The organism is Proteus hauseri ATCC 700826, from assembly GCF_001654965.1.
GTDB lineage: Bacteria > Pseudomonadota > Gammaproteobacteria > Enterobacterales > Enterobacteriaceae > Proteus > Proteus hauseri.
Genome location: NZ_LXEV01000022.1, coordinates 122,165 through 138,232, shown reverse-complemented (window position 1 = coordinate 138,232; position 16,068 = coordinate 122,165). Strand labels below are relative to the sequence as shown.

Genomic DNA, 16,068 nt, shown 5'->3' with positions numbered 1-16,068 from the left:
GACTAACTTGCTGCATAAATGATCCATTTTTTATTATGGTTAATATTTAATAAAAGCAAAGAGTTATATTTTTCTATGCTTAGGATTATATGTAGTTTATCTACATGTAAACGTGTAACTTGCTGTGCTTTATATTATGGAGCACAATCATGACAATCAAATAATTGTCATGGATACAATTTCTATGGTTCAACCACGCTATAAATTATTAGTTGATAAATTTGCTGAAGATATTCGGGAGGGAAGACTATTACCGGGTACTCGCTTACCAACGCATAGAAAATTAGCTGCGGAGCATAAAATGTCGCTAGCTACTGCAAGTCGAGTTTATTCTGAACTAGAAAATATGGGGCTAATTAGTGGAGAAACCGGAAGAGGGACATTTGTTAGAGAATTATCGTTGCCAGTAAATCATGGTATAGAAAATCCAGCTGCCGCCGATATGTTAGATTTAAACTTTAATTATCCATCATTACCTGTTCAAGCAGAACTTCTCCGTAGTGAATTAAAGCGACTTTCAACTTCTGGTGAAATAGAATCTCTTTTGCGTTATCAACCTCATGGCGGTAAAATACATGAGAAAATAATTATTTCTAACTATTTAAATAAACGAAATATTACAGTAAAACCTGAAAATATAGTTATTACGAGTGGTGCTCAGCAAGCTATTGCACTCACTTTGCTCGGTTTACTAAAACCCGGGGATGTTATTGCTGTTGATGCATTAAGTTATCCCGGATTTAAACTCGCTGCATTAGCCCATCATTTAGAAATAGTAGCCATACCTATCACACCAACAGGAACTGATTTTGCAAAACTGGAAATATTATGTAAACAGAGAGCAATTAGGGCATTATATTGTATGCCGACATTACATAATCCGATGGGGTGGGTTTTAACGCTAGCCCAACGCCATCAGTTAATTAATTTGGCACGAAAATATCATTTTCTTTTAATTGAAGATGCAACTTACTCTTTTTTAGTTAAAAAATCACCACCAGCAATTGTCACGCTAGCACCTGATATTACTTGTTATATTTCTGGATTTTCTAAAAATGTAGCATCTGGATTACGTGTCGGATTTATAGTTACCCCACCTCAAAAAACTTTATTAATAGAACGCGCAATGAGAGTAACTACTTGGAATACTCCGGCCCTAATGACATCTATTGTTTGTCATTGGATACAAGAAGGAACCGTTGATAAATTAGAAACGTTATTGCGTAAAGATGCTCAACTACGACAAAAAATGGTTGATGATATTTTTAAGGAAATGACAATAATTCGTCATCCTTTCTCTTATTTTTTATGGATCCCATTACCCGATAAAACAAGAGCCGATCAAATAGCGGCTGCACTACGTCGTTTACATATTTCGGTTGCAACAGCAGAACCTTATGCAACTACACCTCATATTCCTCATGCTATTCGTATTGCATTAGCGTCTATTGATCTCAATTTATTGCATGATGCATTGACAAAAATTCGTGATGTTATTGAATATCACATAGATCTATAGAGCATCATTATTCAAACCGCAGAGAAAAGGGAAATAATACAATGGAAACCCGACTCAAATGTGCACTAATTTACGATTTTGATGGAACACTGGCTAAAGGAGATTGTGCACAACATGGAGTAATGCCTAGCTTAGGTATTCAATCACCTGAAGAAATAGGCTTATTTTGGCAAGAAGTAAAAAAACGAGCCAAAGAAAATGATGGCGATGAAATTTTATCTTACCTTGGTGTATTAGCTGAAAAAGCAAATATCTTAGGTTCAGAACAATTAAGTAAAGAAAATCTGAGAAAACACGGACAATCTATTCCTCTGTTTAAGGGCGTCAAAGAGTGGTTTGAACGGATTAATGAATATGGCCAACAGCATGGTTTAGACATTAAACATTATATTATTTCAAGCGGATTGACTGAAATGATAAAGGGTTCTGCTATTGGACAACAGTTTGAACAAATTTATGCTTGTAAATATTACTATTCGGCTAATGGCAAAACAGCATTGTGGCCAGTATTAGCCATTAATTACACCACAAAAACCCAATTTCTTTTTAGAATAAATAAAGGCATTGGCAATGCTTGGGATAATGAAGCAGTAAATGAATTTATCGAATTAGAAGAACGAGATATTCCTTTTGAACGAATGATCTATTTTGGTGATGGCGATACAGATATTCCATCGATGAAAATGATCCGTTATCAAGGCGGTTTTTCACTTGCTGTATTTGATATAGATAAGTGGAAAGAACCAAAAACACAAAATAAAGTACAAAAATTAATTGCAGAAGAGCGAGCCAATTATGTACTTCCAGCAGATTTTTCAGAAAAAAGCCAATTAGATGTCACAGTTAAAGGACTATTAAAACTATTTGAACGAAAAAATAGAGTAAATACGAAATAGAATATTAATTTCATTTAAATAATCCTAAAGTAAAATTATTTTTTAAAGCCAACTTAAGTTAGTTGGTTTTTTTATTAATTTATATTAAAAACATATTTATTATAAATAAAGGTTAAAAATAATTACTGTAACTAAATTAATTCATCTAAAAGTGATAGAGGAAAATAGCTTATTTAAGGTCGATCTTCATCGAATTGTTACTCAAAAAAATCGCTACAATCTTAAATAATTTACTTTGATTTCCTTTACGGTGAAAGTAAATATTATTCAGTCATATTTCAGTTAATAGATGGATGGTATAATGAAAAAACTTATTTTATTAAGCGCAATATCTGGTGGTATATTATTTTGGTCTATACATATACAAGCAGATAATTTTGATTGTCGTAATGCGGCAACTCAAATAGAAATAAATCAATGTGTTCAACTCGATTTTCAGCAGCAAGATGATGAACTTAATCGTATTTATCAGCAATACCATGAAAAACTCGATAACATTCGTAAAGAACAACTAAAACAGGCCCAAGTTGTATGGATAAATTTCCGCAATCTCTCTTGCCAGTATGAAGCAGACTATTATCAAGGCGGTAGTTTAGCACCAATGGTATACAGCAGTTGTTTAAAAGATAAAACTAAAGAACGTATTGGCGATCTTAAAAACTACATTGCTTTATATTAATTTTATTTTCAAATGAAATTAAAATTTTTTGATATGTTCTTTTTTGTAATAAATAGAAACCTATTTTTAGATAATATTTTATTTATTAAATAAAATAGTTTTGTATTATTTTGAAACATAAATCCCCTTGACTAATCATTGCTACAAAGTAGTCTGATGCGCAGATCACAAATAAAGAAGAAGTCAATGTAATGAATAAGATAAAGAGGCTTGGGGTAGGGTTACTTTTTACATTAATGCCATTTACAGCAATGTCTTTTGATATTGGTCTGAAATATGGTGTTAATCTTATCGATTTTGATGGGGACGGTATTGAAGACATAGTGATTAAGTCTAGAAGAGCCTTAAATAGCACCACAACTGTAGATATGGTCACTGTTTATATAAAAGGCAATGACGACAGAACTTATATCGTTCCTTCAATCTACGCTAATGCATCAAGCCTGTATGATAGCTATATAAAAGACACTAATATAAAAATCTCTGATTTCAAATTTATTGAGAAAAAAGCTACGTTATTTTATTAAGCTTAGAAAAAATTGGTAACAATTTGTTAAACCCTGCACCTATTCGGTTTTCTAGCTACAGAATAGCAGAACAAAAAAACAATAATGAAGAACTATATAGATGGAAGTTCTCATCTCACTGTGTTACAGAGGTAGATTATCTTAGTGTAGATGAAGCATTTTCTGACAGCTGTTTTAATAAAATAATTAACGAATAAAATATATAAAAAAAGTCAACCACTCCAATTATGATTAGTTTATTTTATCTTTATAAAACAATACATTATAAATGTACTGTTAATATTCCTTTTTTTATATGCATAGACTACTTGTATCATTTCTAGTTCCTTGTTATTAATCTATTACTAAGATATTTCTTATGTTGGAATATTTGCTGATAAATTCGTTTTTATCGTGGCCTGTTTAAAGAGGGAGATATGAAGGAAATTATTACGGGTTTACTTCTGGCCTCAATAACGCTATTTACCGTATCTTGTTCTCAAGAAGATGAGAATAAAGTAAAAGTGGCAATTAATACTGGACCCGATCAAGTAATTTGGGAAGAAGTCATCCGGTTAGCAAAATTAACTGAAGGACTGGATGTCGAAGTTATTGCTTTTAACGATTATGTGCTTCCCAATAAAGCATTAGCAAATAAAGAAGTAGATGCAAATGCGTTTCAATCAATCCCTTACCTTCAAACTCAAATGAAAGAGCATAATTATAAATTTCATATTGCCAGCAAAACCTTTATATTCCCGCTTGCAGCATACTCAAAAAAAATAAGTGATATTAATGAATTAGAGATTGGCGCTCATGTGGCGATTTCAAATGAAGCAAGTATGAGAGGCAGAGCGCTATTATTATTAGCAGAAAATCAACTCATCACATTAAAAGAAGGTGTTGGATTTTCACCTACAATTGAAGATATTGTTTATAATCCTAAAGAGCTCTTTTTTGTCGAATTTGATACACCAAAACTAACAGATGCACTGAACGACCCAACAATTAGCGTTGCTTTTATTAATAACAACTTTTCTTCGCAAATGGGATTATTAGCAACACGTGATGGCTTGATTTTAGAAAACAAAACTTCACCTTATGTAAATATTATTGTCACTCGTGAAGATAATAAAAATGATGAAAAAATTAAAAGACTCATTAATGTTATTCAATCACGACAAATCGAATTAAAAGTAAAAGAAATGTATAAAGGCGATGCTGTTAGAGCTTGGTAACTTTATGTTTTATATATTTTTTTACGCCTAATTAAAGGTAAGTTGATATGCATTAATCTATTTACCTTTAAGCTATTTGCTTTAAAACCAACCATAGCTCCCGCTGGTGATAAATATTTTTATTAGTAAAAGTTACTGCTTTTGAAATACAGCTAAGTAGCTAAATTTCGATAAAAATAACTTTTACGATATTAAACCTCAATTATGTAAACAGTGATAGCAAGTTTATATAACTGCTAGTTTTTACTCTTTATAAAACAATCTAACAACGTGAATTTTTTTCAGTATGATAGTGCATCCTTTACTAACTAGAAGAAAGAAAAATGGCTAATTCTCAATTAGAAAAACAATATATTGGGTCGCATAAATTATCACCAGAAACATTAATGATGAGTTACGGTTATGATCCACTACTATCAGAAGGTTCAGTAAAACCGCCTGTATTTTTAACATCAACATTTATTTTTAAAAGTGCAGAAGAAGGTAAAGCCTTTTTTGATACGGTGAGTGGAAGAAAACCTTTACCTGAAGGTGAAAAAGCAGGATTAGTTTATTCTCGTTTTAATCAGCCCAATAGTGAGATTGTAGAAGATAGGCTCGCTCTTTATGAGAACACAGAATCATGTGTACTATTTTCATCAGGAATGTCGGCAATAACAACGACATTAATGGCACTAACTCAACCCGGTGATGTTATTTTGCATTCTCAACCGCTTTATGGTGGAACAGAAACATTAATTGCCAAAACACTCGCTAAGTTTGGTATTCAAGCAACACCTTTTACTGATGGTTTAAATATTGACCTTATTCAAGAGCAAGCTAAAAAGGCAAGCCAGAAAGGGCGTGTAACCGTTATTTTTGCAGAAACACCAGCAAACCCAACCAACTCATTAGTTGATATTACTGCGTTAAAATTAGTTGCAGATAATCTTGAACAAGTTCAAGGCTATCGTCCTCTTATTGTTTGTGATAACACCTTATTAGGACCTGTCTATCAACGTCCTATTGAACAAGGCGCGGATATCTCCGTTTACTCGTTAACGAAATATGTCGGCGGACACTCAGATTTAGTCGCAGGCGCTGCAATGGGATCACGTCAACTAATTAATCAAATTCGTCTATTAAGAGGTGCCATTGGTACTCAACTCGACCCACATTCATGCTGGATGCTAGGCCGCTCTTTAGAAACTTTGCAAATACGCATGGAAAAGGCAAATCAAAATGCCTTATTAGTTGCACAATTTCTGCGTGACCACCAAAAAGTAGAGACCATTCACTATTTACCTTTCGCTGATGAAACTTCAGCTGAAGCAAAAGTATTTGCTAAACAGTGTACTGGTGCCGGTTCAACATTTTCATTTGATATTCAAGGTGGAGAAGCTGAAGCTTTCCGTTTCCTTAATGCAATGAAAATTTTTAAACTTGCAGTTAGTCTTGGAGGGACAGAATCATTGGCATGCCACCCTGGTTCAACAACACATTCAGGTGTACCTATCGAGTTGCGCCATAATATTGGTATTCAAGAAACAACAATTCGTTTATCAATTGGTATTGAAAATCCTCAAGATTTAATTGCAGACTTAGCTCAAGCTTTAGATGCCGCTTAATTTTTAGTCTATTATAGGTGAATAAAAAACACCAGAACACTAAGTTTTCTGGTGTTTTTTCTTTACTGTTGTTATAAGTATTTTTGTATTTCTATCCATTCATCTCGAGTAAGACAACTGATATTCTCTGTTTTAACTTCATTTAAAAATTCAACATATTGCTTTTCAATTATATGATGATGTTTAAACCCGCATTTTTCTTGGACTTTTTTAGATTTTTCATTATCTGCAAAATAACCACACCATAAGTTATCTAATTCTAAATTTTCAAAGGCATAGCGATTTATTTCTTTCACCGCTTCAGGTATTAAACCTTTTCCCCAATAAGGTACGCCAATCCAATAAGAAACTTCAGCATCGTTATCACCAATAGAAAAATTACTATCTTTTGCAAACGATAAACCAATTAAACCTATTGCAAGATCATTATCTTTTAGTGTCACCGCATAAACTTCATCGCGCATAAAAATAGTGCGAATTATTTCGGTACTTTCTTCAACATTTTTATGGGCTGGCCATCCAGCAATAGGGCCTATACGTTCATCTTTTGCATATTCATATAAGCTTTCTGCATCTGACTCTTGCCACGGACGTAATACTAATCTTTTTGTTTTTAATACTTTCATTTTAATAACTTACCAAATTATAAAATAAACAGTTTATTGTTTATTTTGCTGATTAAGATAAGGGCTATTCTAAATAGTAGTAATAAAAATTTGAATGGTAAAAAGCAGGCTATTTTGGTACTTTTGACAACTAAATGAGATATTGATTTTATTAGTCAAAAATACCAACTCATTATTTATGAATAAACCTAATACTGATAATCATTTTATTTTAAATAAGTACATTTATGTTAAGCCAAACGTTATTACAACTAAATGCAGCATCATCATCAAATACATCACCACATCTTATGGTGGGTGAAAGTAATATGCTTAATGAAATAGGCTATCCACTACCATTATCTTATATTGTGTTAATGGTGTGTTTAGAAGGGCAAGGTATCATTAATATAGGTTTTCAACACTACGCGATTAAACCTAATGATATTTTGATATTAGGCGATGACACAATAAGTATTCTGTTAAAACGAACAGCTAAATTTCGTCTTTTTTACTGTTTTATTGATAAGTCTTTTGCCTCAGAAATTGCTTATTCACTTTCTAGTACTTTGTTTGCATTTCTCCACGAAAATCCTATCTGTACCCCTAAAGCAGAACAAGTTGAAGCGTTGAAATGTTGGATAGCACAAACAAACTATATACAAAAGAATTATCCTGAATACCAGAAATTAATGTTACGAAATCACTTACAAAACCTCTTTTTTGCGATAACTGAATCTATTCCGACTCATTTTTCTATTGCTAAAAAAGAGTATTCCCGCAAAGAACGTCTTTGTTGGCAATTTTGGGAATTGATTGGAACATATTGCCACCAGCATCGCGATGTGGCTTTTTATGCAGATTATCTTAGTATTACTCCGTTTTATCTTTCGCAGATAACAAAACAGTTTTTTAATGATACTCCTAAGATATTGATTAATCGTCAAGTTATTCTTGAAATAAAGGCTCTGTTAACTCATACTGCGTTATCAGCATTAAAACTTAGTTTTGATGATCCCTCTTATTTATGCCGATATTTTAAACGAGAAACAGGTAACTCTTTATCAGGTTATCGTCGGCAATATCAAAGACAATAATGTACTAGATTGTCTTTATTGTTTTCTTTTTATCACTTTAAATTTAACTAATAGGAGGAGAAATTTTGAGAAAATACCACCATACAGACCGAGGAAAATATATTTTTTGAGGTTAATATTTAACTTTTATTAAGAAATTACTATGATTTATTTTACTTCCGACACCCATTTTTGCCACTCTAATATCCTCAACCTTTGTCATCGTCCTTTTAATAGCATCAGTCATATGAACGACTCATTAATCCATAATTGGAATGCTTATGTAACGGATCACGATGAGATTTATATTCTTGGCGACTTTCTTTATCGTGGAACAGGTAAAGATGCTAACCGTATTTTGCATAGGTTAAATGGTAAAAAATATCTTATTCGAGGAAACCACGATAAATTTCTTGAAGACCCTGATTTTGATGCCTCAGCATTTGAGTGGGTTAAAGATTACTATGAACTTGATTATCAAAAACGTAAAATAGTCATGTTTCATTATCCAATTTTAGAATGGTCAGGTTTCTTTCGTGATGCAATTCATTTATATGGTCATGTTCATAATTCAGGCAAAGATCCATCTCAGCGTAAACGTTTAGAAATATTAGGACAAAATGCAATCAATGTTGGCGTTGATGTGAATGATTTTTTCCCGATAAGTATTAATACCGTGCTAAAGCGTGTATCTAAATAAAAATATATTCAAATGAATATTTAATACTTTGTTAAGTAACATTAAATTATCTAGTCGATGACGTTGACCGAAGTCATCAAATAGTGAATAAGTAATAGGTGTACCACAAATATGATAAATCCTTGTTGTTGATTTCTGCTAATTTCAGAGCCATAAGAAAAAGATCAACGACAAAGGTAATTATTGTGAGTAATAAATTACACCCCAATATCACAACAGATGCGAATCAAGCAGTGGCTTCTATTGCTTATCGTTTAAATGAAGTTATTGCTATTTATCCAATCACCCCAAGTTCAACAATGGCGGAATATGCAGATCGCTGGGCGGTTAATAATCAACCAAATATTTGGGGTGATATTCCGCGCTTAATGGAGATGCAATCTGAAGGTGGGGCGATAGCGACAGTTCATGGCGCATTACAAACGGGTGCATTAGCTACCACATTTACCTCTTCTCAGGGATTATTATTGATGATCCCATCACTTTACAAAATAGCAGGAGAACTCACACCATTTGTACTGCATGTTGCTGCTCGTACTGTTGCGACACATGCGCTATCTATTTTTGGTGATCATTCTGATGTTATGGCAATCAGGCAAACAGGTTGTGCATTACTTTGTGCTAATAGCGTGCAAGAAGCGCAAGACTTTGCAGTTATTGCACAAATAGCCACCTTAAATAGCCGAATTCCTTTTGTTCACTTTTTTGATGGATTTCGCACTTCTCATGAAATGAATAAAATCATTTCTGTCACTGACAATGAATTAAAACAACTAATTCCATATCAAGCAATAAGCGCCCATCGCAAACGAGCATTATCACCAGAAGCACCTGTGATCAGAGGAACCTCTGCAAATCCAGATACTTATTTCCAAGCCAGAGAAGCTGCAAACCCTTGGTACGATCAAGGTTACCATCACGTTGAAGAAGCAATGGCTTTATTTGCTAAAGTGACAGGGCGTTCTTATCATCCCTTTGAATATTATGGTGATCCTAAAGCTACTCGCATTATTGTATTAATGGGGTCGGCCGCTGGGCCTTGTAAAGAAGTGATTGATATGCTCAATACACAAGGTGAAAAGCTTGGTCTGCTTTGTGTTCATCTTTATCGTCCTTTTTCAGCTCAGCATTTTATTGATGCTATTCCTACTACTGTTGAATCTATTGCCGTGCTAGATAGAACCAAAGAACCAGGAGCTCAGGCAGAGCCTCTTTATCTTGATGTAATAACCGCATTAACAGAGGCTTATCAGCAAGGTGAACGAGAAACTTTACCGCTAACTATTTCTGGTCGTTATGGATTATCATCAAAAGAATTTGATCCTAATTGCGTTATGGCAGTATTTAAAGAACTACAACAAATAAAACCTAAACGTCGTTTTACCATAGGAATTTATGATGATGTAACAGGTTTATCCCTTATGCCTGTAGAGGCTAATTTGCCTAATCGTCATCAACTTAGTGCTCTATTTTATGGTTTAGGTAGCGATGGTTCTGTTTCTGCTACTAAGAATAATATTAATATTATTGGTAATAATACATCTCTTTATGCTCAAGGATATTTTGTTTATGACTCGAAAAAAGCAGGCGGATTAACTGTTTCTCATTTAAGAGTTAGCCAACAGCCGATTCATTCAACATATTTAATTAAAGAGGCTGATTTTATAGGATGCCATCAATGGCAATTTATCGATAAATATCAAGTAGTAGAAAAATTAAAAGTAGGGGGGATATTACTGCTAAACACCCCTTATTCAGCAGAGTTGATTTGGGCTAAGTTACCGCAAGAAGTGCAAGCACTACTAATAGAAAAGCAAGCTCGTTTATATACGATAAATGCTTACAAAATTGCGCGAGAATGCCAATTAGGTGCACGTATTAATACCGTGATGCAAACTGCATTTTTCCATTTAACTGCACTTTTCCCTAAAGACGATATTAACCAATATTTAACTAAGACAATTACTCAAAGTTATCAAAATAAAGGTGAAGCACTCGTTAATGCAAACTTAGCCGCGGTAGCAAAAACATTATCAGCATTACAATCAGTACCTTTAGAAATCGTGTTATCAGAAAGTCCACATAAATCACCTATTGTCGCCGATAATGCACCTAATTTTGTTAAAAGCGTTACTGCAATGATGATGGCTGGATTAGGTGATAATTTACCTGTTTCTGCATTTCCGCCTGATGGCACATGGCCAACAGGAACAACACAATGGGAAAAACGCAATGTTGCTGAATTTATTCCGGTGTGGAAACCCTCACTCTGCACACAGTGTAATTATTGCGTTGCCGCATGTCCCCATGCAGCTATTCGTGCGAAAGTGGCCAAACCAGAACAACTGGAAATGCGGCCAGTAACATTAGAAAAGCTACCGGTAAAATCGCGTGAAATGCGAGGATTAGAATATGTTTTACAGGTTGCTCCTGAAGATTGCACAGGTTGCAACTTATGCTATGAAGTTTGCCCTGCTAAAGACAGGCAAGATCCGTCAATTAGAGCTATCAATATGATTGAAAAGCTGAATGTATTAGAGGCTGAAAAACAAAACTTTGCTTTCTTTGAACAGTTACCTGATTTGCATCCTTCTGAATTAGAAAAAATTGATATAAGAACCTCACAACTTATCACACCACTATTTGAATATTCTGGTGCATGCTCTGGCTGCGGAGAAACCGCTTATATCAAACTATTAACTCAACTCTATGGTGATCAATTATTAATTGCCAATGCAACAGGGTGCTCATCTATTTATGGCGGTAATTTACCTACTACGCCATATACCACAAATAGTGAAGGTAGAGGGCCCGCTTGGGCTAATTCACTATTTGAAGATAATGCCGAATTTGGGCTTGGTTTTAGATTGACTCTGACTCAACATCAAAAACGCGTCGAGCGGCTACTAAATAGATTTGCAACAGAAATACCTGAAGCGCTTTATCAAACACTGACGAATACCACCAGTAGTAATCAAGATAAACGCCATGCTGTAAATGAGTTATCACTATTATTAGGTAAAAGCAGCGATCCTCAAGCTAGAGAATTACTAACAGATGCTCATTACTTAATGAAAAAATCAGTGTGGATGGTCGGCGGAGATGGTTGGGCTTACGATATTGGTTTCGGCGGTTTAGATCATGTACTTAGCAGCGGCGAAAATATCAATGTACTGGTATTAGATACACAATGCTACTCAAATACAGGAGGACAACAATCGAAAGCCACTCCAATGGGGGCGATAACTAAATTTGGTGAAGATGGAAAGAGTAAAGCTCGCAAAGATTTAGGTATTACTATGATGATGTACGGCAATATTTATGTTGCACAAATAGCCATTGGTGCTCAAATGAATCAAACCATTAAAGCGATTCAAGAAGCGGAGGCATATCCTGGGCCTTCATTGATTATTGCTTATAGCCCTTGCGAAGAACATGGTTATGATTTGGCATTTAGTTATGAGCAAATGAAACAGCTTACTGCTTCTGGTTTCTGGCCATTATATCGCTTTGACCCACGTCGAGAACAAGAAGGGAAAACACCGCTAATATTAGATTCTCGGACACCCAATCAAACTATTTCTGCGGTACTAAATCAAGAGCAACGTTTTAGCCGTTTATTTAAAATCTATCCTGATAAAGCAACGACACTTATTTCTCAAACTCAAAAAAATATTGAAAAGAAATATGCTTTATTAAATTTACTGGCTGAAAAAACAGCACAGGTAGAATAAGTACAAATCCTATTTATCCTAATAACAAAAGACACCCAATAAGGGTGTCTTTTATGTTACCTCTATTTTGCCTTACAAAACAATTGCCGTTCTTTTGCTTGCATTCATTCCTTGTATCATACAAAACCAAGCTAATGCAGCAACCCCCATTAAAATAGCAAATAAAGATGTCGGCGGTAGTGAGGTTAAAATATATCCACTCGCTAATGGATTAAGTGCAGCACCTAACCAACCTAATGATTGAGCAGAAAAATAACTTGCTTTCATTCCTAAAGGCGCAATGTTATCAATCATCATATATTCGCCAGGTGCATAAATTAATTCGCCAAAAGTGAACACTGCAATAGCGAGCGCCCAAAAAAACAAATTATCACCCGCCAACATAAAGCCACCCAGTCCTAACATAAAAAAGAGGGTACCTAATGTCATTAATTTACGTAGCCTATCTGCGGTAACGTGTTTACCAACAATATATTGTAGAGAAACCACAATGGCCGCATTAACGGGTAACACGACAGCAATAACGGTTTCTGCTAATTTGGCATCGTAAACCACTAAGATATATTGTGAAATACAAGATGCAAAAGATCCAAAAGTTAATGTGCCAAAAAAAGTAGAGAGCACAAACCAACTTAATGCTCTATCTTTTAACATTATTTTTGGATCCCACTTAACACTATTTTCTTCCCCACTATTGATGGCTTTAGAGCGCTGAACAAAAAGTTGAATCACAAAAAGAGGAACAGTGGCTGAAATTGCCGCTAACCAAAAAGGAAGTTGAGTACCATACATTAATAACAAGGTACCGATAGGTGGTCCTACCGTCCATCCCATATTAATAAAGGTATAATTTAATGAAAATATTTTTGGTTTAGCCGAGATCGAAAGTGTTTCAGCAAAATAAGCTTTTAACACGGTTGAAAAAACCAAATAAGAGCAGTTAATTACAGAAAAGAATATAACTACCAAAACGGTGCTATTAACCATCGGAATAGCCGCAAATCCGATAATAAAAATAGCGATAGCAATTAGCATATAAAGTTTTTTTTCAAACTTATCCGCTAACATACCGAAACCAAGACTAAAAAAGATCCCTGTTGTCAATGCTATTGACATAGCAATACCAATATCATCAACTGCCATTTGGTATTGCCGCGATAAGTAAATTGCCATAAACGGCAATGTTGCACCTCTTCCTATAGTGAGAAGAAGTGATGAAAACAGCAATGCAGTTGTGGAGAGTGTTTTTTTCGAGAGCATATTATCTTTATTTTAATTATTTGAATTGTTTAACTATATTTAATATTTTTGTGTTTTTTAAACGACTGAAAAATAGTCATATCTAACTGTGTATTAATACATGAGTTATTGATGACTGTATAGTTTAAAAAATATGAAAAAGCTCTTTTTAACCTCGTATTTTTTGCAGTTTTTCTTACCAAATATTTATTATCCCATTTTTGATAACAGTGTTTATCAGATTTAAAACTATCCTCTATTAACCATTTTTTTTAGACTGAGACGATTATTGATTATTGCTACATAAAGCATGAGGTTTGTTATGTCTTATATTCATCTTGGATTTGAAAAGCCAATTGTAGAGCTAGACGAAAAGATTGATGCGTTACTTACATTTAAACAGTCTCAAGACGAACCTACAGGGATTAATTTAGATGAAGAGATTTCTCGTTTACGACAAAAAAGCCTCTCATTAACACGTTCTATTTTCGCTGATTTAGGCGCTTGGGAAATTGTGCAATTAGCTCGCCATCCGATGCGACCTTATACATTAGATTATATCAACGCTATTTTTACTGATTTTCAGGAACTAGCGGGTGACAGAGCTTATGCCGATGACAAAGCTATTGTTGCTGGATTAGCGCGTTTGGATAACATGCCCGTTATGATTATTGGTCAACAAAAAGGCCGCGATACCAAAGAAAAAGTTCGCCGCAATTTTGGTATGCCATCACCCGAAGGGTATCGTAAATCACTGCGCCTAATGAAGATGGCGGAACGTTTTCATTTACCAGTTATTATTTTTATTGATTCAGCCGGTGCTTATCCTGGTGTTGGTGCTGAAGAACGAGGACAAGCAGAAGCTATTGCACGAAATATCTTAGAAATGTCACGCTTAAAAACGCCTGTTATTTGTACTATTACCGGAGAAGGCTGTTCTGGTGGCGCATTAGCTATTGGTGTTGGTGATCGTGTTAATATGTTGCAATACAGCACTTACGCTGCAATATCACCAGAAGGTTGCGCCTCTATTTTATGGAAAAATTCTGATAAAGCTCCATTAGCGGCAGAGGCGATGGGAATGACAGCACCTAAATTACAATCATTAGGAATTATTGACGCTATAATTCCTGAACCTTTAGGGGGCGCACATCGTGAATATCAACAAGCCGCAGAGTTTCTCAAGCAACAACTTCTTATTGATTTGGCTCAGTTAAAATTATTATCAATTGATGAACTGTTAGAGGATCGTTATCAAAAATTAATGTCCTACGGTTACTGTTAATTCTTTACGGTTAAATAAAAATGGATGTTACACTGCCTATATCAAACAACAAAAATATGATAGGCAGTGATAACGTTATGCAGATTGACCTTAATTTATTACGTATATTCTTAGCTGTTGCAGAACAAGGGCAATTTGTGGGCGCAGCACGCCAACTATCAATTCCTACCTCTAATATTAGTCGTGCAATAAAACAACTTGAGCAGCAACTTAGTTGCAAATTAATCGATAGAACGACTCGACAAATGCGGTTAACAGAGCAGGGAAAAACGCTCTATCAACAAGGAAAAAAAACACTCACCGAACTTGATAATACGGTCTGCCAAATTACTAGTCATGGCCCATTAACAGGAACTTTTCGTCTAACTATTCCTAGCGAATATGGTAGTGAACTACTTGCTGATATTTTAGCGAATTTTGCTGCACTTCATCCTAAGCTTATTATTCAATGTGATACTCAGCTGATGCCTCGTAATGTTATTAACGATGATATCGACTTACTATTAACTTTTCATCGCGGTAATTTATCTGATAGCAGCTATCATTCTCGTGTAATAAAAACATGGCGTAGTGTTGTTGTGGCGTCAGATAAATTATTAACTAAAACAGGAATACCAACAGAAATAGAGCAACTGAGTCAATTACCTTGTATTTCAAGTTTAAGTGCACTTGAAGGACAACCTTGGATATTTATTGATAAAAATAAACAGCCCATAAAAATAAATATTAACAGTCGTTATCGCGTCAATAGCGCTATTTTAGCTAAATCGGGTGTATTACAAGGATTAGGTTTTGCAATCTTAGCTGAACATTGTTGTATTGATGCAATTAAAGCAGGAAAATTGCGGGCAATTGATTTTCCTCAACAACCCGCCTCGATAGATCTATTGGCCATTTATGCTAGTCGTAGTTCACTTTCACGTAATATTGAACATTTTCTCGATTATTTATCTGACCATTTATAATACATACCGTTACTATAAC

Annotated in this window: 13 protein-coding genes; 11 read left to right on the top strand and 2 right to left on the bottom strand. The window is 34.5% G+C overall.

Annotated features, from left to right (window positions below; genetic code table 11):
* Window positions 1-184: 184 nt before the first annotated feature.
* The 6 genes from M997_RS09765 (at window position 185) to M997_RS09740 (ending at window position 6,445) form a co-directional block, all read left to right on the top strand.
* Window positions 185-1,519, top strand: coding sequence for an aminotransferase-like domain-containing protein (locus M997_RS09765; protein WP_064719936.1), 1,335 nt, complete (start codon window positions 185-187; stop codon window positions 1,517-1,519).
* A gap of 41 nt (window positions 1,520-1,560) precedes the next feature.
* The gene (locus tag M997_RS09760; protein WP_064719930.1) at window positions 1,561-2,415 is read left to right on the top strand and encodes an HAD family hydrolase; all 855 of its coding nucleotides are present in this window, start codon (window positions 1,561-1,563) and stop codon (window positions 2,413-2,415) included.
* A 301-nt stretch (window positions 2,416-2,716) separates the two neighbouring features.
* The gene (locus M997_RS09755; protein ID WP_239994659.1) at window positions 2,717-3,094 is read left to right on the top strand and encodes a lysozyme inhibitor LprI family protein; all 378 of its coding nucleotides are present in this window, start codon (window positions 2,717-2,719) and stop codon (window positions 3,092-3,094) included.
* Window positions 3,095-3,285: 191 nt separating this feature from the next.
* Window positions 3,286-3,621, top strand: a complete 336-nt coding sequence (locus M997_RS17735) for a carbapenem self-resistance protein CarG family protein (protein ID WP_239994660.1) — start codon at window positions 3,286-3,288, stop codon at window positions 3,619-3,621.
* A 416-nt stretch (window positions 3,622-4,037) separates the two neighbouring features.
* Complete coding sequence (locus tag M997_RS09745) at window positions 4,038-4,838, top strand: MetQ/NlpA family lipoprotein (RefSeq protein ID WP_064719928.1); 801 nt, start codon at window positions 4,038-4,040, stop codon at window positions 4,836-4,838.
* 323 nt (window positions 4,839-5,161) lie between these two features.
* On the top strand, window positions 5,162-6,445 hold the full coding sequence (locus M997_RS09740; protein WP_064719927.1) for a cystathionine gamma-synthase family protein: 1,284 nt from the start codon (window positions 5,162-5,164) through the stop codon (window positions 6,443-6,445).
* A 71-nt stretch (window positions 6,446-6,516) separates the two neighbouring features.
* Here M997_RS09740 and M997_RS09735 read toward each other — a convergent pair whose 3' ends face one another.
* The gene (locus M997_RS09735; RefSeq protein WP_064719926.1) at window positions 6,517-7,071 is read right to left on the bottom strand and encodes a GNAT family N-acetyltransferase; all 555 of its coding nucleotides are present in this window, start codon (window positions 7,069-7,071) and stop codon (window positions 6,517-6,519) included.
* Between the two features lie 227 nt (window positions 7,072-7,298).
* Here M997_RS09735 and M997_RS09730 point away from each other — a divergent pair, with 227 nt between their 5' ends.
* The 3 genes from M997_RS09730 (at window position 7,299) to nifJ (ending at window position 12,560) form a co-directional block, all read left to right on the top strand.
* Window positions 7,299-8,147 (top strand): AraC family transcriptional regulator, encoded by an 849-nt coding sequence (locus tag M997_RS09730; protein ID WP_064719925.1) that lies wholly within the window; start codon window positions 7,299-7,301, stop codon window positions 8,145-8,147.
* Between the two features lie 142 nt (window positions 8,148-8,289).
* Complete coding sequence (locus M997_RS09725) at window positions 8,290-8,826, top strand: metallophosphoesterase (RefSeq protein WP_064719924.1); 537 nt, start codon at window positions 8,290-8,292, stop codon at window positions 8,824-8,826.
* A 185-nt stretch (window positions 8,827-9,011) separates the two neighbouring features.
* Window positions 9,012-12,560, top strand: coding sequence for a pyruvate:ferredoxin (flavodoxin) oxidoreductase (nifJ, locus tag M997_RS09720; RefSeq protein ID WP_082918410.1), 3,549 nt, complete (start codon window positions 9,012-9,014; stop codon window positions 12,558-12,560).
* A 72-nt stretch (window positions 12,561-12,632) separates the two neighbouring features.
* On the opposite strand, the gene ydeE is transcribed toward nifJ, so the two are convergent.
* Window positions 12,633-13,820: an efflux MFS transporter YdeE gene (gene ydeE, locus M997_RS09715; protein ID WP_064719923.1), complete on the bottom strand. Its 1,188-nt coding sequence runs from the start codon at window positions 13,818-13,820 to the stop codon at window positions 12,633-12,635.
* A 301-nt stretch (window positions 13,821-14,121) separates the two neighbouring features.
* On the opposite strand from ydeE, the gene accA reads away from it, so the two are divergent.
* Both accA and M997_RS09705 read left to right on the top strand, forming a co-directional pair.
* Window positions 14,122-15,084: an acetyl-CoA carboxylase carboxyl transferase subunit alpha gene (gene accA / locus M997_RS09710; RefSeq protein ID WP_064719922.1), complete on the top strand. Its 963-nt coding sequence runs from the start codon at window positions 14,122-14,124 to the stop codon at window positions 15,082-15,084.
* 77 nt (window positions 15,085-15,161) lie between these two features.
* Window positions 15,162-16,049: a LysR family transcriptional regulator gene (locus M997_RS09705; RefSeq protein ID WP_064719934.1), complete on the top strand. Its 888-nt coding sequence runs from the start codon at window positions 15,162-15,164 to the stop codon at window positions 16,047-16,049.
* Window positions 16,050-16,068: the final 19 nt, after the last annotated feature.